General features: G+C 67.0%; 25 protein-coding genes. 20 read left to right on the forward strand and 5 right to left on the reverse strand.

Annotated elements, in window-relative coordinates:
• The first annotated feature begins 24 nt into the window (after window positions 1-24).
• From HZY97_RS17790 to HZY97_RS17855, 14 genes are all read left to right on the forward strand, one after another.
• Window positions 25-579, forward strand: a complete 555-nt coding sequence (locus tag HZY97_RS17790) for a DUF4337 domain-containing protein (protein WP_180146959.1) — start codon at window positions 25-27, stop codon at window positions 577-579.
• The gene (locus tag HZY97_RS17795; RefSeq protein ID WP_180146963.1) at window positions 576-980 is read left to right on the forward strand and encodes a hypothetical protein; all 405 of its coding nucleotides are present in this window, start codon (window positions 576-578) and stop codon (window positions 978-980) included. The genes HZY97_RS17790 and HZY97_RS17795 overlap by 4 nt, the downstream gene beginning before the upstream one ends.
• Window positions 977-1,999 (forward strand): Holliday junction branch migration DNA helicase RuvB, encoded by a 1,023-nt coding sequence (ruvB, locus tag HZY97_RS17800; RefSeq protein ID WP_180146966.1) that lies wholly within the window; start codon window positions 977-979, stop codon window positions 1,997-1,999. Before HZY97_RS17795 ends, ruvB begins: the two co-directional genes overlap by 4 nt.
• 44 nt (window positions 2,000-2,043) lie before the next feature.
• Entirely contained in the window at window positions 2,044-2,490 is a 447-nt protein-coding gene (locus HZY97_RS17805; protein ID WP_180146970.1) for a YbgC/FadM family acyl-CoA thioesterase, read from the forward strand.
• Between the two features lie 7 nt (window positions 2,491-2,497).
• Window positions 2,498-3,187 carry a protein TolQ gene (tolQ, locus tag HZY97_RS17810; protein ID WP_180146974.1) on the forward strand — a complete coding sequence of 230 codons (690 nt, stop codon included), beginning with the start codon at window positions 2,498-2,500 and terminating at the stop codon, window positions 3,185-3,187.
• A gap of 4 nt (window positions 3,188-3,191) precedes the next feature.
• Window positions 3,192-3,635: a protein TolR gene (gene tolR / locus HZY97_RS17815; RefSeq protein ID WP_180146977.1), complete on the forward strand. Its 444-nt coding sequence runs from the start codon at window positions 3,192-3,194 to the stop codon at window positions 3,633-3,635.
• Window positions 3,635-4,426 carry a TonB C-terminal domain-containing protein gene (locus HZY97_RS17820; protein ID WP_180146980.1) on the forward strand — a complete coding sequence of 264 codons (792 nt, stop codon included), beginning with the start codon at window positions 3,635-3,637 and terminating at the stop codon, window positions 4,424-4,426. Before tolR ends, HZY97_RS17820 begins: the two co-directional genes overlap by 1 nt.
• Before the next feature lie 2 nt (window positions 4,427-4,428).
• Window positions 4,429-5,796 (forward strand): Tol-Pal system beta propeller repeat protein TolB, encoded by a 1,368-nt coding sequence (tolB, locus tag HZY97_RS17825; protein WP_180146983.1) that lies wholly within the window; start codon window positions 4,429-4,431, stop codon window positions 5,794-5,796.
• Between the two features lie 66 nt (window positions 5,797-5,862).
• Window positions 5,863-6,375, forward strand: coding sequence for a peptidoglycan-associated lipoprotein Pal (gene pal, locus HZY97_RS17830; RefSeq protein WP_180146986.1), 513 nt, complete (start codon window positions 5,863-5,865; stop codon window positions 6,373-6,375).
• A gap of 117 nt (window positions 6,376-6,492) precedes the next feature.
• Window positions 6,493-7,398 carry an SPFH domain-containing protein gene (locus tag HZY97_RS17835; protein ID WP_180146989.1) on the forward strand — a complete coding sequence of 302 codons (906 nt, stop codon included), beginning with the start codon at window positions 6,493-6,495 and terminating at the stop codon, window positions 7,396-7,398.
• A 9-nt stretch (window positions 7,399-7,407) separates the two neighbouring features.
• Window positions 7,408-7,623, forward strand: coding sequence for a toxin-antitoxin system HicB family antitoxin (locus HZY97_RS17840; RefSeq protein ID WP_180146992.1), 216 nt, complete (start codon window positions 7,408-7,410; stop codon window positions 7,621-7,623).
• A gap of 4 nt (window positions 7,624-7,627) precedes the next feature.
• On the forward strand, window positions 7,628-7,867 hold the full coding sequence (locus HZY97_RS17845; protein WP_180146996.1) for a hypothetical protein: 240 nt from the start codon (window positions 7,628-7,630) through the stop codon (window positions 7,865-7,867).
• 109 nt (window positions 7,868-7,976) lie between these two features.
• Window positions 7,977-8,249 carry a hypothetical protein gene (locus HZY97_RS17850; protein WP_373684421.1) on the forward strand — a complete coding sequence of 91 codons (273 nt, stop codon included), beginning with the start codon at window positions 7,977-7,979 and terminating at the stop codon, window positions 8,247-8,249.
• Entirely contained in the window at window positions 8,249-8,464 is a 216-nt protein-coding gene (locus tag HZY97_RS17855) for a PF20097 family protein (protein WP_180146999.1), read from the forward strand. Before HZY97_RS17850 ends, HZY97_RS17855 begins: the two co-directional genes overlap by 1 nt.
• A 4-nt stretch (window positions 8,465-8,468) precedes the next feature.
• Here the strand turns inward: HZY97_RS17855 and HZY97_RS17860 are convergent, their stop codons facing one another.
• Together HZY97_RS17860 and HZY97_RS17865 are read right to left on the reverse strand one after the other, a co-directional pair.
• Window positions 8,469-9,305 carry a S1/P1 nuclease gene (locus HZY97_RS17860; RefSeq protein ID WP_306670079.1) on the reverse strand — a complete coding sequence of 279 codons (837 nt, stop codon included), beginning with the start codon at window positions 9,303-9,305 and terminating at the stop codon, window positions 8,469-8,471.
• On the reverse strand, window positions 9,305-10,516 hold the full coding sequence (locus tag HZY97_RS17865; RefSeq protein ID WP_180147002.1) for an acyltransferase family protein: 1,212 nt from the start codon (window positions 10,514-10,516) through the stop codon (window positions 9,305-9,307). The genes HZY97_RS17860 and HZY97_RS17865 overlap by 1 nt, the downstream gene beginning before the upstream one ends.
• Window positions 10,517-10,658: 142 nt before the next feature.
• Between HZY97_RS17865 and ispG the strand changes: the two genes are divergently transcribed.
• From ispG to HZY97_RS17895, 6 genes are read left to right on the forward strand one after another with little or no spacing between them, the layout of a single operon-like run.
• Entirely contained in the window at window positions 10,659-11,783 is a 1,125-nt protein-coding gene (gene ispG / locus HZY97_RS17870; RefSeq protein WP_180147005.1) for a flavodoxin-dependent (E)-4-hydroxy-3-methylbut-2-enyl-diphosphate synthase, read from the forward strand.
• Between the two features lie 3 nt (window positions 11,784-11,786).
• Window positions 11,787-12,047 (forward strand): hypothetical protein, encoded by a 261-nt coding sequence (locus HZY97_RS17875; RefSeq protein WP_180147008.1) that lies wholly within the window; start codon window positions 11,787-11,789, stop codon window positions 12,045-12,047.
• A 31-nt stretch (window positions 12,048-12,078) separates the two neighbouring features.
• On the forward strand, window positions 12,079-12,975 hold the full coding sequence (locus HZY97_RS17880) for a DMT family transporter (protein ID WP_180147011.1): 897 nt from the start codon (window positions 12,079-12,081) through the stop codon (window positions 12,973-12,975).
• Entirely contained in the window at window positions 12,972-13,451 is a 480-nt protein-coding gene (locus tag HZY97_RS17885; protein ID WP_180147013.1) for a GNAT family N-acetyltransferase, read from the forward strand. The genes HZY97_RS17880 and HZY97_RS17885 overlap by 4 nt, the downstream gene beginning before the upstream one ends.
• Entirely contained in the window at window positions 13,451-13,768 is a 318-nt protein-coding gene (locus HZY97_RS17890; protein ID WP_180147016.1) for a multidrug efflux SMR transporter, read from the forward strand. Before HZY97_RS17885 ends, HZY97_RS17890 begins: the two co-directional genes overlap by 1 nt.
• Window positions 13,768-14,127, forward strand: coding sequence for a TfoX/Sxy family protein (locus HZY97_RS17895; protein ID WP_180147019.1), 360 nt, complete (start codon window positions 13,768-13,770; stop codon window positions 14,125-14,127). Before HZY97_RS17890 ends, HZY97_RS17895 begins: the two co-directional genes overlap by 1 nt.
• Here the strand turns inward: HZY97_RS17895 and HZY97_RS17900 are convergent.
• The 3 genes from HZY97_RS17900 to ppa all read right to left on the reverse strand — a co-directional run bounded on the left by HZY97_RS17900 (window position 14,124) and on the right by ppa (window position 15,993).
• On the reverse strand, window positions 14,124-14,777 hold the full coding sequence (locus HZY97_RS17900) for a DUF1345 domain-containing protein (protein WP_180147023.1): 654 nt from the start codon (window positions 14,775-14,777) through the stop codon (window positions 14,124-14,126). The two genes, HZY97_RS17895 and HZY97_RS17900, sit on opposite strands and share 4 nt — an antisense overlap.
• On the reverse strand, window positions 14,774-15,316 hold the full coding sequence (locus tag HZY97_RS17905; RefSeq protein ID WP_180147026.1) for a hypothetical protein: 543 nt from the start codon (window positions 15,314-15,316) through the stop codon (window positions 14,774-14,776). Before HZY97_RS17905 ends, HZY97_RS17900 begins: the two co-directional genes overlap by 4 nt.
• Window positions 15,317-15,444: 128 nt before the next feature.
• Complete coding sequence (gene ppa, locus HZY97_RS17910) at window positions 15,445-15,993, reverse strand: inorganic diphosphatase (RefSeq protein WP_180147029.1); 549 nt, start codon at window positions 15,991-15,993, stop codon at window positions 15,445-15,447.
• Window positions 15,994-16,018 lie beyond the last annotated feature (25 nt).

The following is a 16,018-nucleotide window of genomic DNA, read 5'->3' on the forward strand; positions in this document are numbered from 1 at the left end:
CTGCGGGCAGGATAGGTCGGTCGCATGGAAATCGAAGTCAGCGCCGAAGCCAAGGACAAGTCGCTCAACCGCAAGGTGGCGATCACCGTCGTTGTGCTCTCGGTGTTCATGGGGCTGTGCGGGATCAAGGACGGCAATATCGTCCAGGGGATGCAGGCGGCCCAGTCGGCCTCGGTCGACAAGTGGAACGAGTATCAGGCGACCAAGACCAAGCAGCATGTCGCCGAAGCAAGCCGCCTCCAGATCGCCGCGCTGGCGGACCCGAAACGCGCCGCCCCGGTGCTCGCCGGGCTCGATGCCGACATCGCCAAATACAAGCAGGAGGCACCCCGCCTCGCCGCCGATGCCAAGGCGCAGGCCGACCAATATGACGCGCTCAACGTCCATGACGACCAGTTCGACGCCAGCGACGCCGCGGTCTCGACGGCGATCTCGATCGCGGCGGTGGCTGCGCTGGCCGAGAGCGCCTGGCTGCTCTGGGCCGCCTGGGCATTCGGCGGCTTCGGGCTGTTCATGGGGCTGTGCGGGTTCCTCGGCTGGGGCTTCCATCCGGCGCTGCTGAGCGGGTTGTTGGGATGAGCGATACCAATCACCCTTATGTTCCCGGTTGGCAGGGTGAGCGTGGCTGGACTGCGCCGGGCGAACAGCCTTCTGGATTCTTGTCGTTCGAGGCGGGCGACCTCGGCGCTCCGTTCCGCATCGAGCATGGACGCGACATGATGTACGATCATGGCGAGCTCCAGCAGGACTACAATTTTATCGACTATTTATTCGGCGATCCCGCCAAACCCGTACATGCGCGCCACTATCTGGGTGATCCGCATGTGTCGGTAGATCTTCCTGGCCTGCGCGCTGGCGCGACGCTGGCACAAGCGCGAGCTGCCTTTCCCGATGACATTCTTCGCTATCTTCAGCGCCGCTTCGATACGGTCAAAGTGTTGACCGGCGAGGGATATCGCGAGCTTTGGGCGGCAGCATGACTGATTCCGATCGCCTCCTGTCCTCCGGTCGCCGCACCGAAGACGTCGATGCCGCGCTGCGCCCCAAGAGCCTCGAGGAGTTCGTCGGCCAGCGGGCGGCGCGTGAGAATCTGCGCGTGTTCATCCAGGCGGCGAAGGCGCGCGGCGAGGCGCTCGACCATGTCCTGTTCTTCGGCCCGCCGGGGCTCGGCAAGACCACGCTCGCCCAGATCATCGCCCGTGAAATGGGCGTCGGCTTCCGCTCGACCTCGGGCCCGGTGATCGCCAAGTCGGGCGACCTGGCGGCGCTGCTGACCAATCTCGAGGACGGCGATGTGCTGTTCATCGACGAGATCCACCGGCTGAATCCCGCGGTCGAGGAAGTCCTCTACCCGGCGATGGAAGACCGTGCGCTCGACCTGATGATCGGCGAGGGGCCGTCCGCCCGCAGCGTGCGCATCGACCTGCCGCGCTTCACGCTGGTCGGCGCCACCACCCGCCAGGGGCTGCTCACCCAGCCGCTCAGGGACCGGTTCGGCATCCCGGTGCGCCTCAATTTCTATACGGTCGACGAGCTCGAGAAAGTGGTCACCCGCGCCGCACGCCTGCTCGACCTCCACGTCGCCCCTGACGGCGCGCAGGAGATCGCCAAGCGCTCGCGCGGCACCCCGCGCATCGCCGGCCGCCTGCTCCGCCGGGTGCGCGACTTCGCCAATGTGCTGGGCGAGGAGACGGTCCATGCCCGGGTGGCGGACCAGTCGCTCACCCGGCTCGAAGTCGATGCGCTCGGCCTCGATTCGATGGACCGGCGCTACCTCACGATGATCGCCGACATCTACAAGGGCGGTCCGGTCGGGGTGGAGACGCTGGCGGCGGGGCTCTCGGAGCCGCGCGACACGATCGAGGAAGTGATCGAGCCGTATCTGATCCAGATCGGGATGATCGCCCGCACGGCCCGCGGACGCTGTCTCAATGTCGCCGGATGGAAGCATCTCGGCCTCACCCCTCCATCCACCGCGCAGGAAGGGCTGTTCGACTGAGGGCGGGGGTTCCCCCCGCGGAATCGCTGGGTTAGGGCCATTTCATGTCCGTGCCATTTGCCCCTGGCCGTTTCGAAGGCCTCGAGCATCATTTCGTCCTGCGTGTCTACTTCGAGGACACCGACCTCAGCGGCGTGGTCTACCACGCCAACTATCTGCGGTTCATGGAGCGTGCCCGCTCGGATATGCTCATGCTCGCCGGTGTCGATCAGCGCGCCGTGCACGAAGCCGGTGTCGGCGCCTATGCGCTGCGGGAGGCCAATGTGCGTTTCCGGGCGCCGGCGCGGCTGGGGGACGAACTGGTGGTGGTCAGCCGGGTAGTCCGGCTGCGCCCCGCCGCGGTGGATATTCATCAACGAGTCATGCGCGAGCTTACCATAGTGGCCGAAGCGGAGGTTGAGGCGGTGTTCGTCGCCCCCTCCGGCCGTCCACGACGCCAGCCGGCGGAATGGATGGAGCGGTTCGCGCCGCTGGTCTCAAAGGGGAACTGAACCGATCATGGAATTCATCAGCACCGACGCCGCAACCATGTCGCCGATCGGCCTGTTCCTGCAGGCGGACTGGGTGGTGCGCGCCGTGATGATCGGCCTGCTGCTCGCCTCGCTCTGGACCTGGGCGATCATCCTGAGCTTCGGCTTCCGCGCCAGCTCGGTGAAGAAGGCGATCGACAAGTTCGAGAGCGAGTATCGCGAGGCCGACGATATCGACGAATTCCACCGCCGCGCCGCCGGCCGGGACCAGCCGATCGCCCGCGTCTTTGCCGCCGGTGTCACCGAATGGCGCCGCTCGACTTCGGGCAAGGCGATCGACCGCGAGGGCACCCGCGAGCGCCTTGCCACTGCGATGGGCGCCACGGTTGCACAGGAGATCGACCGTCTGGCCGACCGCCTGAACTTCCTCGCCACCGTCGGCGCGGTCGCGCCGTTCGTCGGCCTGTTCGGCACCGTCTGGGGCATCATGCGCAGCTTCACCAGCATCGCCAAAGAGCAGAGCGCCTCGCTCGCCGTGGTCGCGCCGGGCATGGCCGAGGCGCTGTTCGCCACCGCTATCGGCCTGTTCGCCGCCATCCCGGCGGTGATCGCCTACAACCGCTATTCGCACCAGGTGAACCGCATCGAGGCGCGCCTCAACCGCTTCGCCGACGGCTTCCACGCGACGCTCAGCCGTCGCCTGGAGATGGAGGCCTAAGCGCATGGCGATGCACCTCCCCTCCGGAAAGGGCCGCGGCCGCCGCGCACCGATGGCCGAGATCAACGTCACGCCGCTGGTCGACGTGATGCTGGTGCTGCTGATCATTTTCATGGTCACCGCGCCGCTGCTCACCGCGGGCGTGCCGGTCAACCTGCCCGAGAGCCGCGCCAAGCCGGTCGACCAGGACCAGAAGCCCGTCCAGATCTCGATCGACGACAAGGGCCAGGTCTTCGTCGATGACGAGCTGACTTCGGATGCGACCCTCTCGTCCAAGCTCGAGGAAATCGCCGGCCGCGCGCCGGGTCCGGACGGCAAGCCGGCCGCAGTGTTCCTGCGCGCCGACCAGGGCCTTGGCTATGGCAAGGTGATGAAGGTGATGGGCGAGCTCAACCATGCCGGCCTCAACCGCGTGTCGCTGATCACCGACGCGAGCAGCAAGCCGTGATGGACAGGGGCGAAGGAGCAGGACTGACGATTGCGCTGGCGGGGCATATTGTCCTGTTCGGCATCTTGTCGGTCGGCTTCCTCGCCACGCCGAACCCGCTGAAATTGAAGCCCACGCCGATCGAAGTCGCCTTGGTCGATCAGGTCGCGCTGGAAAGCACCTCGCCGAACCCGACCAGCGAGATGCCGGCCGCCAAGCTCTCGCCGGTCGAGGCGCCCGTCGAGCCCGACAGCGCCCCCCCGGAGCCTGCGCCCAACCCACAGCCCATCGCCAAGCCGCAACCGGCCCAGCCCAAGCCGGCGCCCGTACCCGATGCGAAGCCCGCACCAAAGACGCCGCCCAAGGCCGCGCCGGCGCAGGCGCCCGCGCGCCCGTCCAACCGCCCGATCGCACCGACCGGCCGGCTGGACGGCCTGCTCGCCGGGATCGGGGACAAGCCAAGCCCGAGCAAGTCGGTCACGCCGCCCGCCGCGACGGTCGGGCCGGAGCAGAAGGCCGCACTCAGCGCCGCGATCATCCGCCAGATCCGCCCGCATTGGGCCCCGCCGAGCGGAGCCGATTCGGACAAGCTGCGCACGACCGTGACGGTGCGCCTCAACGAGGATGGCTCGCTTGCCGGCGAGCCGCGTGTCACGGCGCAGACCGGTGTTACCGACAGCAACCGCGCCCAGGCCGATCTCGCCCGCGATCGCGCAATCCGCGCGGTCAAGCTCGCCGCTCCCTTCAAACTGCCACCGCAATTCTACAGCGCGTGGAAAGTCATAGCCCCGGTTTTGTACGAGGACCTGTGAAGATGAAATTTGCCCATCTGACGATCGCGGCCCTGCTGGCGAGCACCGCGGCCACCACGGCGCAGGCGCAGGACGTGCCCGCCCCGCAGCCGCAGCCGGCGCAGGACCAGGATCAGCCGCTCAGCGTCGACGTGAGCAACACCGCGGCCAAAGACCTGATCATCGCGATTCCCGCGATGCCCACCTCTCAGGCGGTCAACACCGCGGCGGGCCCGACCGATCAGCTCGGAGCCAAGCTCGCCCAGGTGGTCGAGGACGATCTGCGCAACACGGGCCTGTTCAAGACCCGCGGGCCGAGCGCGAGCCGCGCGATCGTGTACAGCGAAGTCACCGCGCCCAATTACGGCAGCTGGAACGGCAACCAGGCGATCATCCAGGGCTATGTCCGCGCCAATGGCAACGGGTCGCTGACCGTCGGCTGCTATCTCTACGACGTGCTGCTGCAGAGCGAACTGGTTCGCCAGGGCTTCGTCGTCTCGCCCGGCGACTGGCGCCGCGCCGCGCACAAATGCGCCGATGCAGTCTATTCGAAGCTTAGCGGCGAAGGCCCGTATTTCGACAGCCAGGTCGTCTATGTCGCCGAGACCGGCCCCAAGAACAAGCGCCGCAAGCAGCTGGCGATCATGGACCAGGACGGCGCCAACCATCGCTTCCTGACCAACGGCCAGTCGATCGTGCTCACGCCGCGCATGAGCCCGAAGCAGAACGCGATCGTCTATATGAGCTACACCCAGCGCAAGCCGTCCATCTATGTCTACGACATGGCGACGCGCGAGAACCGGCTGCTCGTGTCGAATGTGAGCCTCAGCTTCGCGCCGCGCTTCTCGCCGGACGGGCGCAACGTGCTCTTCTCGATGGCGCAGGCCGGCAACACCGACGTCTACCGGATCGCCGCGGCCGGTGGTGCGCCGGTGCGGCTCACCAACGCGCCGGGCATCGATACCGGCGGCAGCTATTCGCCCGACGGATCGAAGATCGTGTTCGAGAGCGATCGCAGCGGCACCCAGCAGATCTACGTGATGAACGCCGATGGCTCTGGCCAGCACCGGATCAGCTTCGGCGGCGGGCGCTATGCCACGCCGGTGTGGAGCCCGCGCGGCGATCTGATCGCCTTCACCCGCACCGGCGGCGGCGCGTTCCGCATCGGGGTGATGAATCCGGCGGGCAGCGGCGAGAAGCTGCTGACCAACAGCTGGGGCGACGAAGCGCCGAGCTGGTCGCCCAACGGGCGCGTGCTGATGTTCTTCCGTGCGGCCCAGGGTTCGGGCCGTCCGGACCTGTGGTCGGTGGATCTCACCGGCACCAATGCGCGGCGCATTCCCACGCCGCTCGACGGATCGGATCCCAGCTGGGGACCGATTCGCCCCTGAAACGTTTTCGCATCTGTGCTAAGGCCCGACCCACGGGTTTGATGCGGTGAGAGAAGGAGAAAGACCATGTCCAAGATCACGACTGGCCTGGTGCTCGGCATCGCGCTGATCGCCACTGCGGGTTGCACCAAGAAGCGCACCGTGGCCGACATTCCGCCCGCTCCGTCGGAGACCGGCCCGGCCACGTCGGGCGAGGGTGACAGCGACACGGTTGCGGCGCCGCTCAACGAGCAGTTCCGCCGCGAAGTGGCAAGCGACACGATCCATTTCTCGTTCGACCAATATGACATCGATCCCGAGGCGCGCGCGATCCTCGACAGCCAGGCCCAGTGGCTGTCGTCGCACCCGAACACGCGCGTGACGATCGAGGGGCATTGCGACGAGCGCGGCACGCGCGAGTACAACCTCGCGCTCGGCGACCGCCGCGCCAATGCGACCAAGAACTATCTGGCTTCGCGCGGCATCTCGCCGGCGCGGATCACCACGATCAGCTATGGCAAGGAGCGCCCGATCGCGCTCGGCTCGGACGACGCCAGCTGGTCGCAGAACCGCCGCGCGGTGACCATCGTTATCAGCTGAGGCGTTTCGCCTGAGAAGAAACGGGCCGCCGGGGGAAACTCCGGCGGCCTTTTCGATTCCGATTGCAACGGCCTCCGACTCGATATAAATACGATATCATAATTTCGGGAGGCAATGATGATTGACGTCCGTACCGCAGCTCCGGCGCTCAGCCAGAGCCGCGAAAAGTCCGCCAGCACGGCGAGCGGCTATGGCATGCTGCTGGTGCTGGTCGCAGCACTGGCCGCGACCGTGGGCGCGATCACCCAGATCGATCGCATGGCCGACTGGATCGTGGTGTCGTGGCTCGTCGCCTCGGTGTTGATCGAGCTGTTCGTGCTCTGCGGTTTCTACCTGCTCCAGCCGAACCAGGCGGTAGTGGTCACGCTGTTCGGCGATTATCGCGGCACCGATCGCACCACCGGCCTGCGCTGGACCTGGCCGTGGATGAGCAAGAAGAAGGTCTCTGTCCGCGCCAACAACATCATCTCGGATCGCATCAAGGTGAACGATCTGCGCGGCAATCCGATCGAGATGGCGGCGCAGGTGGTATGGCGCGTGACCGACACCGCGCAGGCGCTGTTCGACGTCGATGATTACAAGGCGTTCGTGATGGTCCAGATCGAGGCCGCGGTGCGGACGATCGGCTCGCGCTATCCCTATGACGATTTCGAGCATCAGGAAGTCACGCTGCGCGGCAATCACGATCAGGTCGGTGCCGAGCTGCGCGACGAGCTGATCGCCCGCCTGCACGTCGCCGGCATCACTGTCGACGAATGCGGCTTCACTCACCTGGCCTATGCGCAGGAGATCGCCGGCGCGATGCTTCGCCGCCAGCAGGCCCAGGCGGTGGTCGCCGCGCGCCAGACGCTGGTCGAGGGTGCGGTCGGCATGGTCGAGATGGCGCTCGCCCAGCTTTCGGCCAAGAATGTCGTTGAGCTCGACGACGAGCGCCGCGCCGCGATGGTCTCCAACCTGATGGTCGTGCTGTGCGGCGAGCGGGATACGCAGCCCGTGGTCAACGCAGGCTCGCTGTACCAGTAAGGCGCGATCGTGTCCCAGCCGCCGCAGAAGAAAGCCTTTCCGCTCCGCCTCGATCCCGCACTCTATGCGGCGATCGAGCGGGCGGCTGCGAGCGACCTGAGGAGCGTCAACGCCCAGGTCGAGTGCCTGCTGCGCGAGGCGCTGGGGCGGCGCGGCGTGAAGCTCGCCGAGCCGGTGCGGCCCAAGCGCGGCCGTCCGCCCAAGGCGAAGGAAGGCGAGGAATAGCGCGATGACCGAAGCGGATGCCTGGTTTGTACGCCGCCAGCGGGGCGCCAACTACCAGATCGTGCCGCGCAAGCCCCAGGGCTGGCTGGTGCTCGCGGTCTACATCCTCTCCACGCTGGCGTTCACGCCGGTGCTGCGCCCGCCCACCACGGTCCATCTCATAATCTGGCTGATACTGATCTTCGCCGCGACGGCGGTGTTCTCGCTCGTCGTCTGGCGCACCTCGGTTCCGGCCCAGGACTAAGGAGCAAACAGATGTTCATGGCATTTCACGTCAGCCGCGAGCGGCTTCCGCTCGTCCTCGCCATCGCCGGCGTTGCACTGCTCGCTGGCATCGCAGCGGCGCTGTTCCTGTGATGGGCGCGCGCTTCCGCGACGCGGGCAGCGTCCGCCCCGGCTACTGGTTCCGTCCGAAGCGTTTCGGCTTCGGCGCGGTGCCGGTTACCTGGCAGGGCTGGGCGGCGACGATGGCATTCGTCGCGCTTGCCGGCCTGCTCGCCAATCTCGTGACGCACCGCGACCGGATCTGGCTGGTGCTCTTCGTGCCGCTGGTCGCCGCCTATCTGTGGCTGGTCGCGGTCAAGACCGATGGCGGCTGGGGCTTCCGCTGGGGGGAGGACGCATAATGGCCAGGTCGATCATCTGCCCGAAATGCCAGAGCGCGATGGAAGAGGGCTTCACCCTGGCCTATCGCGACAGCACCCGGCGCACCACGGGATGGGTGGCTGGCCCGCCGACGAAGAGCCTGTTCCTCGGCCTGAAGCTGCCGCACCCGCCGATCAGCATCCAGACCTGGCGCTGCCCGCGGTGCGGCTTCCTCGAGAATTACGCCAGGGCTTGAGCGATCAGGCCAGCGCCTCGTCGAGCAGCCGGGCGAGGCGCAGCCCGCCCTTGATCACCTGGTCGCGGGCTTCGGGCACCCACTTCTCGATCATCTCCTCGGTGATCGCCACGCGGCCGGTGATCGGCTTGCACGCCTCGCCGCCGTTCAGATCGGCATAGACGGTCTTGGAAAGTTCCCAGCTGTCCTTGCCCCAGTCGGTGACGGTGCCGCCGCCGAACTTCGCGCGGTCGGCGCGGCTGTAGCTGCGCACGATATTGGGCCCCGAAGTGATCGCGCGCTCGGCGAGCAGCCCGTCCCACACCGAATGGAGGTTCAGCCGGTCGGTCGAATAGATGCCGTAGCTCACCAGCACCTTGTTGCCGCCGGCGTCGTGGTCATGCTCGGCGCCGTGCAGTGGCTGGCCGATGTCGCCGACGAAATGGACGAGGAAGAGCAGCGCCTTCACCCGCTCGATCTTGGGTGCCTTGCGGTCCTTGAGCGTCTTCACATCGCGCTCGATCTGGGCGGAGACGCAATTGCCGTCCTTGCATTCGGCGGTCACGTCGAACGGCTTGCAGATATCGGCGTCCTGATAATGCCACACCGAGGCATAGCGCCAGTCGGCGCCCAGCTTCTTGATGCAGTCGGCCCATACCGCGGCATCCTCGATCGTCGTGGCGGGGCAGCCTTCGGTCTTGAGCAGGTCGGTCTGGCGGAGCAGCTGGGTGACCTTCAGCCGGGTTGCCGGCGTGATGTTGCGCCAGGCGATCGCGGCGACGGTCTGATGGCCATATTCCCAATAGGCATTGGCGGGCGCGGCGAACCCGATCAGGGCGGCGAGGATCACGAGAAAGCGCATCAGACTACTCCAGAGGCAGGCGCCGTCTCCCTAGCAGAGTCGCGGCGCTTCGCCAGCGGGTTGAGTCCGATCAGGGGCCGCAGCCAGCCGATCCGCCGGCCGACCAGATAGGTCGCGGCGCACACCGCGCCGGTGCCGCCGAGCAGCAGCGCGAAATCGGCGGGCGCGCTCAAATGCAGCGGCAGCGAATACCAGGCGATCAGCACGATCGCGGGGTGGTGGACGATGTAGAAGGGGAACACCGCCTCGGCGAGCGGCTTGCGCCATGGGTGGTCGCGATTCCAGTAACGCTCGGCGACATGGAACAGCGCTAGGATCATGCCCCAGGCCATGGCGGTGCGCGCCACCCGGTCGAGCGCCATCACGTCGTGCGGCGGCACCTGGGTGCCGGGATAAGCCAGCTCGACCGCGACGATCACCGCGCCGGCCAGTGCCGCCATCGCCGCGCCGCCCTTCCAGCAACGCGCCACTGCGGGCCAGAGCTGCGGTGCGCCCGCGAGCGCGAAGCCGAACAGGAAGATCGGCACATATTGCGCATGCCCGCCCCAGTCGCGCAGCAATCCCTGGCGCTCGGGCGCGACGAACAGCAGCGCTAGCCGCGCCGCCGCCAGCACCAGCACAGGCGCCCAGAGCAGCCCGTGCCCCTTGCCCAGCCAGTCCGCCGCCGCGTCGATCGCACGCAGAAGCGCCTCACGGCGGAGCGCCAACGCGCCGGCCAGCAGCAGCGTGTAAGCCGCGAGATAGGCGACGAACCACAGATGCTCCCAGCTCGGGAATTCGCGGCCCCAAAAGTCGCCCGCGCGCCAATAGTCGAGCGCCCAGAAATGGAGGTATCCGTGCGGATAGCCATTCTCCATCACCCGCACCCACATCTCGAGCGGTACGAACACCGCCATGCCAAAGGCGAGCGGCACCAGCAGGCGCAGCGCGCGGCTACGGGCGAAATCGCCTGGGTTCCGGTCGTAGAGCTTGCGCGAGGCATAGCCGGAGACGGCGAACAGCAAGGGCAGCCGCCACGGCGTCAGCAGCGCCATTGGCGGGATCAGCCACTGGAAGGCATAGCCCGTCTTGATCACCCAGTCCCAGGGCGAGAAGGCCATTGCGATATGGTAGAGGATCAGCAGCGCGAATGCGGCGATGCGAAGCCAGTCCATGCCGTAATGGCGCTGGCTGGGGAGCGGCGCGGCAGCGTGGATCGGGTCTTGCTGCAACGCAGGCCTCGGGTTCGGGAACAGCCTGCCGGGTTAACCCCGGTTGCTTAGCATCGCGTAAAGCCGGCCCCCCGCATTTCTGCATGGAAACTCCATTTTCTCGCGGCTGGCCCCCCGCGGACAAAGTGCCTATATGGCGGCCATGTCCGTACGTCCCTGGCGCGATATCGTCCGGCGGCCCAGCCGTCAGATCATGGTGGGTAACGTCCCCGTTGGCGGCGATGCGCCGGTGACGGTGCAGACGATGACCAACACCCCGACCTCCGATCCCCGCGCGACGATCGACCAGATCCGCCGCTGCGAGGATGCGGGCGTCGACATCATCCGCGTCTCCTGTCCGGACGTCGAATCGACTGCGGCGCTCAAGCAGATCGTCCGCGCTGCCCGCGTGCCGATCGTCGCCGACATCCATTTCCACTATAAACGTGCTTTGGAAGCGGCCGACGCCGGCGCTGCGTGCCTGCGCATCAATCCGGGCAATATCGGCTCGGCCGAGCGCGTGAATGAAGTGGTCAACGCCGCAAAGGCGAATGGCTGCGCGATCCGCATCGGCGTCAATGCCGGCAGCCTCGAAAAGGATCTGCTCGAGAAATATGGCGAGCCGTGCCCCGAGGCGCTGGTCGAGTCCGCGCTCGACCATATCAAGCTGCTCCAGGACCGCGACTTCCACGAGTTCAAGGTCGCAGTGAAGGCCAGCGACCTGTTCCTCGCGGTCGCCGCCTATCAGCAGCTCGCCGATCAGGTCGATTGCCCGCTGCACCTCGGCATCACCGAAGCCGGTGGGTTTGTCGGCGGCACGGTGAAGAGCGCGATCGGGATCGGCTCCTTGCTCTGGTACGGCATCGGCGACACGATCCGCGTCTCGCTCTCGGCCGAGCCCGAGGAAGAGGTCCGCGTCGGCTTCGAGATCCTCAAGGCGCTCGGCATCCGCAACAGGGGTGTCCGCGTCGTCAGCTGCCCCAGCTGCGCCCGCCAGGGCTTCGACGTGATCCGCACCGTCCAGGCGCTTGAGGATCGGCTCCAGCACATCCGCACGCCGCTCTCGCTCTCGGTGCTCGGCTGCGTCGTCAACGGCCCCGGCGAAGCGCGCGAGACCGATATCGGCCTCACCGGCGGCGGCAACGGCAAGCACATGGTCTATCTGTCGGGCGTCACCGATCACACGGTCAACGATGCCGACATGCTCGATCACATCGTCAAGCTGGTCGAGGCCAAGGCGGCGGAGCTCAAAGCGGCGAGCGAGGCCGCCGCGCAGGCGGCCGAATAAGGCATGACCAAGCCGCCGGTCGAGAAGCGCAAGGCGGTAGCGACCGGCGCATCGGCGGCGGGCGCCTCGGCAGTGGGTGCGCTCGCACTTAGTGCCGCGATGATCGGCGGATTTGCGCTGGGTGCGGTCGCGGTGGGTGCAGTCGCGATCGGACGGCTGCGCATCGGCCGGGCGCGGATCGGCAAGCTCAGGATCGATGAACTCGAGGTCGGCCGGCTGGTCCAGCTCGACGATATTCCAAAGACAGACCCTCGCGAATCGTGACGTCGCGCCGGCGCGCGGCTATGCGCCGCTGATGCGCAACTCGGTTCTCGCTGCCCTGCTCGCCGCCTGTGCCGGCATCGCGCTCTATTCGGTGATGGACGCGGTGATGAAGCATATCAGCCTCGTCACCGGCGCCTATGTCGCGCTGTTCTGGCGGCTGGCGGCAGGCGCGACGATCATGACGCCGCTCTTTGCGTTCACCGGCCCGCGCCTGCCCGACGCCCGCGTGCTGAAGATCCACGCGATCCGCAGCGTCGTGATCGCAGTGATGGCGATCGCCTTTTTCTGGGGCATCGTCCGCGTGCCCCTGGCCGAGGCGATCGCGCTCACCTTCATCGCCCCGCTGATCGCGCTCGCGCTCGCCGCGATCTTCCTGAAGGAGAAGATCGGCGCCCGCTCGATCCTCGGCTCGCTGCTTGGACTGGTCGGCGTGGGGATCATCCTCGCCGGACAGCTCGGCGCGCCGCACCGCCCCGATGCGGCGCTCGGCATGGTCGCGGTGCTGGTCTCGGCGGTATTCTACGCAGTCAACCTCGTCATCGCGCGCCACCAGGCACAGCACGCCAAGCCGATCGAGATCGCCTTCTTCCAGAACTGGTTCATCCTCGGGCTGTTCGCGCTGCCCGCACCCTGGCTGCTCGAGGTGCCGGCGCCGGGCCAATGGGGGCTGGTCGTGCTTGCCGCGAGCCTCGCCATCGTCTCGCTGCTGCTGCTCTCCTGGGCCTATGCCCGGGCCGAAGCGCAGGTGCTGCTCACCGTCGAATATACCGCCTTTATCTGGGCAGCGATCATGGGCTGGCTATTCTTCCGCGAGCCGCTGACCGCGGTGACCGTCGCCGGCACCTTGCTGATCGTCGCCGGATGCTGGATGGCGGCGCGGGGCCAGCCGGGTCAGGCTGCCCCCGAAGTGGAGCCTGCATTGTCATGATCGCCATCCGTCCCGCCACGCCCAACGACGTCGCGCTGATCCTCGACCTCGTCCGCGAGCTCGCCATTTACGAGCGCGAGCCCGATGCAGTCACCGCGACGGAGCCGATGCTGACCAAAGCGCTGTTCGGCGACCGTCCGTTCGCCGAGGCAGTGATCGCCGAGGCCGATGGCGCCCCGGTCGGCTTCGCGCTGTTCTTCTTCAACTTCTCGACCTGGACCGGCAAGCCGAGCCTCTATCTCGAGGATCTGTTCGTCCGCGAGACCGCGCGCGGCAAGGGCGCCGGCAAGGCGCTGCTCCAGCACCTCGCCGGCGTCGCGCTCGACCGTGACTGCGGCCGCTTCGAATGGTCGGTGCTCGACTGGAACACCCCGGCGATCGATTTCTACCGGGCGATGGGCGCGCAGCCGATGGACGAGTGGACGATCCAGCGCGTCAGCGGCGACGCGCTTGTCGCGCTGGCCGGGCGCGGCTGATGGCCTGGGTCCTGCTCGTGCTGGGTGGCCTGTTCGAGGTCGGGTTCACCACCTGCCTGCGTTATGCCGACGGCTTCCGCAACATTCCCTGGACGCTCGGCTTCCTTGCCTCGGTCACGCTATCGATGGTGCTGCTCGAAATCGCGTCGCGCTCGATTCCGATGGGCACCGCCTATGCCGTCTGGACCGGCATCGGCGCGCTTGGCACCGTGATCATCGGGATGATCTGGTTTGGCGAGCCGTTCACGATCCTTCGCTCGCTGATGATCCTCGGCGTCGTCGCCTGCATCGCCGGCCTGAAGCTGACCGCGCACTGATGGCGGTAGACGAGGGCCTGGTCGCTTGGGTCACCGAGGCGATGGAGCCGCTCGGCACCGTGACGATGCGCCGCATGATGGGCGGCGCGGTGCTCTATCTCGACGGCAGCGTCTTCGCGCTCGTCCATGACGGCGAGCTGTGGATCAAGGCCGATGCCGAGAGCAATACGATCTGGGACGATGCCGGCCACCGCGACCGGTTCACCGTGTCGTTCAAGGACGGCACCGTCGATCAGATGAACTATCGCCGCGCGCCCAGCGACGCCTATGACGATGCCGATGCGCTGCGCGAATGGGCTGGCCTTGGCGTCGCCGCCGGGCTGCGGGCACCCAAGAAGAAGCCGAAGAAGAAGGCCTAGCCCCCCAGCACGTTGATCGTGAACGCCAATATGCCCAGGTTGAACACGAACGCCGCCAGGCAATGCCCCGTCACGACGCGGCGCATCCGGCGCTCGTTGATCGTCACGTCGCTGGTCTGGAAGGTCATGCCCAGGCAGATCGCGAAATAGAGGAAGTCCCAGTAATCGGGCTCGCGCGTGTCGGGGAATTGCAGCCCACCGGTATCGCCGCCGCCACGCTTCTCGATGTAATAGAGATGCGCATAGTGCAGCGCGTAGATCACATTGCTGAATACCCAGCTCAGCATCAGCGTGCCCACGATCACCGGCGGCGCCCAGGGATGGTTCTTGGCGTTGCTCATCAGCTCGCTCGCGATCGAGGCGAACACCGCAACGCCCACCATCACCGTGATCAGCAGCAGCATCGCGCGGTTGCCGTCGTTGCGGCAGGCGCTCTCGCGCATGTTGCGGGCGCGGTGATGGAGCAGGGGGCTCAGCACGAGCAGGAAGATAATCGCGCCGGTATCGAACGCGGCCATGATGCCGATGCGCAGCCCGAGCAGCGGTATCGCATACCAGGCGGTGGCGGCGGTGACGGCAAGGAACAGCAGGAAGCGTGGCGGCGCGATGATGTTGCCGACGCTGCGGATGCGCTGATGCTTGTGGTTCATGTGCGGCGGATCCAACGAGGATTGATCGATCCGATGGCGGCGAGCGCGAGCAGTGCCATCCAGGCAAAGCGATGGCCCAGCATCATCGCCGGATCATGCGGGTTGGCGAACAGGAACCAGAGCGAGGCCAGCCCGCCGGCCGCCAGCGGCACCGCGGCGATCTTGCTCAACACGGCGCCACGCCAGGCAAGTGCCGCGAGCAGCAGCGAGCCGAGGCCGAGCAGTGCGAACTTGATGCGCACCGCCAGGAACAGCGCGCCGAACAGGTCAGGCGGACTCTGCCAGTGCGGTACCAGCTGGAAAAGGATCAGCCCCTCGGCCTGGTCGAGCAAAGCCGCGACCAGCAGCACTGCGATCGCCGCCAGCGAGAGCCGGCGCGCATCGTGGCGCAGCCCATGCGCGCCGAGTGCGAGGAAGGCGGCATAGGCGGGGATGAACGCCAGTGCGTCCCACCAGCTTGCGCGGATCTGCGCAGCCTGGAAGGCGCCGGAGCAGGAGGGCGGGCCGAACAGTTCGGCAAGCGCGGCGGGGCTGCGCACCAGCTCGAGTGCGATGATCGGCCCCGCGCCGTGGGTCGGGCCGCACGGCGCGACGGGCGGAAAGCCCGTCGACGCGGCCAGCGTCGCCAGCCCGGCACCTGCACACAGACGCCAGGCCAGCGCGCGGTTCAGGCGGCCTCGGCCTCCTTGGCCTTCTTTGCGGCGTCGATCGCTTCGAGCACGATCTTCTTCGCTTCCTCGGCATCGCCCCACTGGCCGATGCGCACCCACTTCTCGGACTCGAGGTCCTTATAGTGCTTGAAGAAGTGCTCGATCTGCTGGAGCACGATCGAGGGCAGGTCCTGCCGCTCGCCGATGTCCGAATAGTACGGGAAGGTGCTGTCCACGGGCACGCAGATCAGTTTCTCGTCGCCGCCGGCCTCGTCTTCGAGCTTGAGCACGCCGATCGGGCGGGCACGCACGACGCAGCCGGGCACGAAGGGCGAGCGCGCGATGACAAGCGCATCGAGCGGATCGCCGTCCGGCGAAAGCGTGTGCGGCACGAAGCCGTAATTCGCCGGGTAGCGCATCGGCGTGTGCAGAATGCGATCGACGAACAGCGCGCCGCTCGCCTTGTCGAACTCATACTTCACCGGCTCGCCGCCGACGGGAACCTCGATGATCACATTGAGGCTGTTCGGCGGATCATCACCCACCGGAATCAAATCGATACGCACGCTATGTTTTCCTTAGCTGGGCGGT

Source organism: Sphingomonas sp. R-74633 (assembly GCF_013416555.1).
Classification (GTDB): Bacteria; Pseudomonadota; Alphaproteobacteria; order Sphingomonadales; family Sphingomonadaceae; genus Sphingomonas.

Coding starts and splice junctions, on each gene's coding strand:
- HZY97_RS17790 (WP_180146959.1), top strand. CDS start 25: ATGGAAATCGAAGTCAGCGCCGAAGCCAAGGACAAGTCGCTCAACCGC.
- HZY97_RS17795 (WP_180146963.1), top strand. CDS start 576: ATGAGCGATACCAATCACCCTTATGTTCCCGGTTGGCAGGGTGAGCGT.
- ruvB (WP_180146966.1), top strand. CDS start 977: ATGACTGATTCCGATCGCCTCCTGTCCTCCGGTCGCCGCACCGAAGAC.
- HZY97_RS17805 (WP_180146970.1), top strand. CDS start 2,044: ATGTCCGTGCCATTTGCCCCTGGCCGTTTCGAAGGCCTCGAGCATCAT.
- tolQ (WP_180146974.1), top strand. CDS start 2,498: ATGGAATTCATCAGCACCGACGCCGCAACCATGTCGCCGATCGGCCTG.
- tolR (WP_180146977.1), top strand. CDS start 3,192: ATGGCGATGCACCTCCCCTCCGGAAAGGGCCGCGGCCGCCGCGCACCG.
- HZY97_RS17820 (WP_180146980.1), top strand. CDS start 3,635: ATGGACAGGGGCGAAGGAGCAGGACTGACGATTGCGCTGGCGGGGCAT.
- tolB (WP_180146983.1), top strand. CDS start 4,429: ATGAAATTTGCCCATCTGACGATCGCGGCCCTGCTGGCGAGCACCGCG.
- pal (WP_180146986.1), top strand. CDS start 5,863: ATGTCCAAGATCACGACTGGCCTGGTGCTCGGCATCGCGCTGATCGCC.
- HZY97_RS17835 (WP_180146989.1), top strand. CDS start 6,493: ATGATTGACGTCCGTACCGCAGCTCCGGCGCTCAGCCAGAGCCGCGAA.
- HZY97_RS17845 (WP_180146996.1), top strand. CDS start 7,628: ATGACCGAAGCGGATGCCTGGTTTGTACGCCGCCAGCGGGGCGCCAAC.
- HZY97_RS17855 (WP_180146999.1), top strand. CDS start 8,249: ATGGCCAGGTCGATCATCTGCCCGAAATGCCAGAGCGCGATGGAAGAG.
- HZY97_RS17860 (WP_306670079.1), bottom strand. CDS start 9,305: ATGCGCTTTCTCGTGATCCTCGCCGCCCTGATCGGGTTCGCCGCGCCC.
- ispG (WP_180147005.1), top strand. CDS start 10,659: ATGTCCGTACGTCCCTGGCGCGATATCGTCCGGCGGCCCAGCCGTCAG.
- HZY97_RS17875 (WP_180147008.1), top strand. CDS start 11,787: ATGACCAAGCCGCCGGTCGAGAAGCGCAAGGCGGTAGCGACCGGCGCA.
- HZY97_RS17880 (WP_180147011.1), top strand. CDS start 12,079: ATGCGCAACTCGGTTCTCGCTGCCCTGCTCGCCGCCTGTGCCGGCATC.
- HZY97_RS17885 (WP_180147013.1), top strand. CDS start 12,972: ATGATCGCCATCCGTCCCGCCACGCCCAACGACGTCGCGCTGATCCTC.
- HZY97_RS17890 (WP_180147016.1), top strand. CDS start 13,451: ATGGCCTGGGTCCTGCTCGTGCTGGGTGGCCTGTTCGAGGTCGGGTTC.
- HZY97_RS17895 (WP_180147019.1), top strand. CDS start 13,768: ATGGCGGTAGACGAGGGCCTGGTCGCTTGGGTCACCGAGGCGATGGAG.
- HZY97_RS17900 (WP_180147023.1), bottom strand. CDS start 14,777: ATGAACCACAAGCATCAGCGCATCCGCAGCGTCGGCAACATCATCGCG.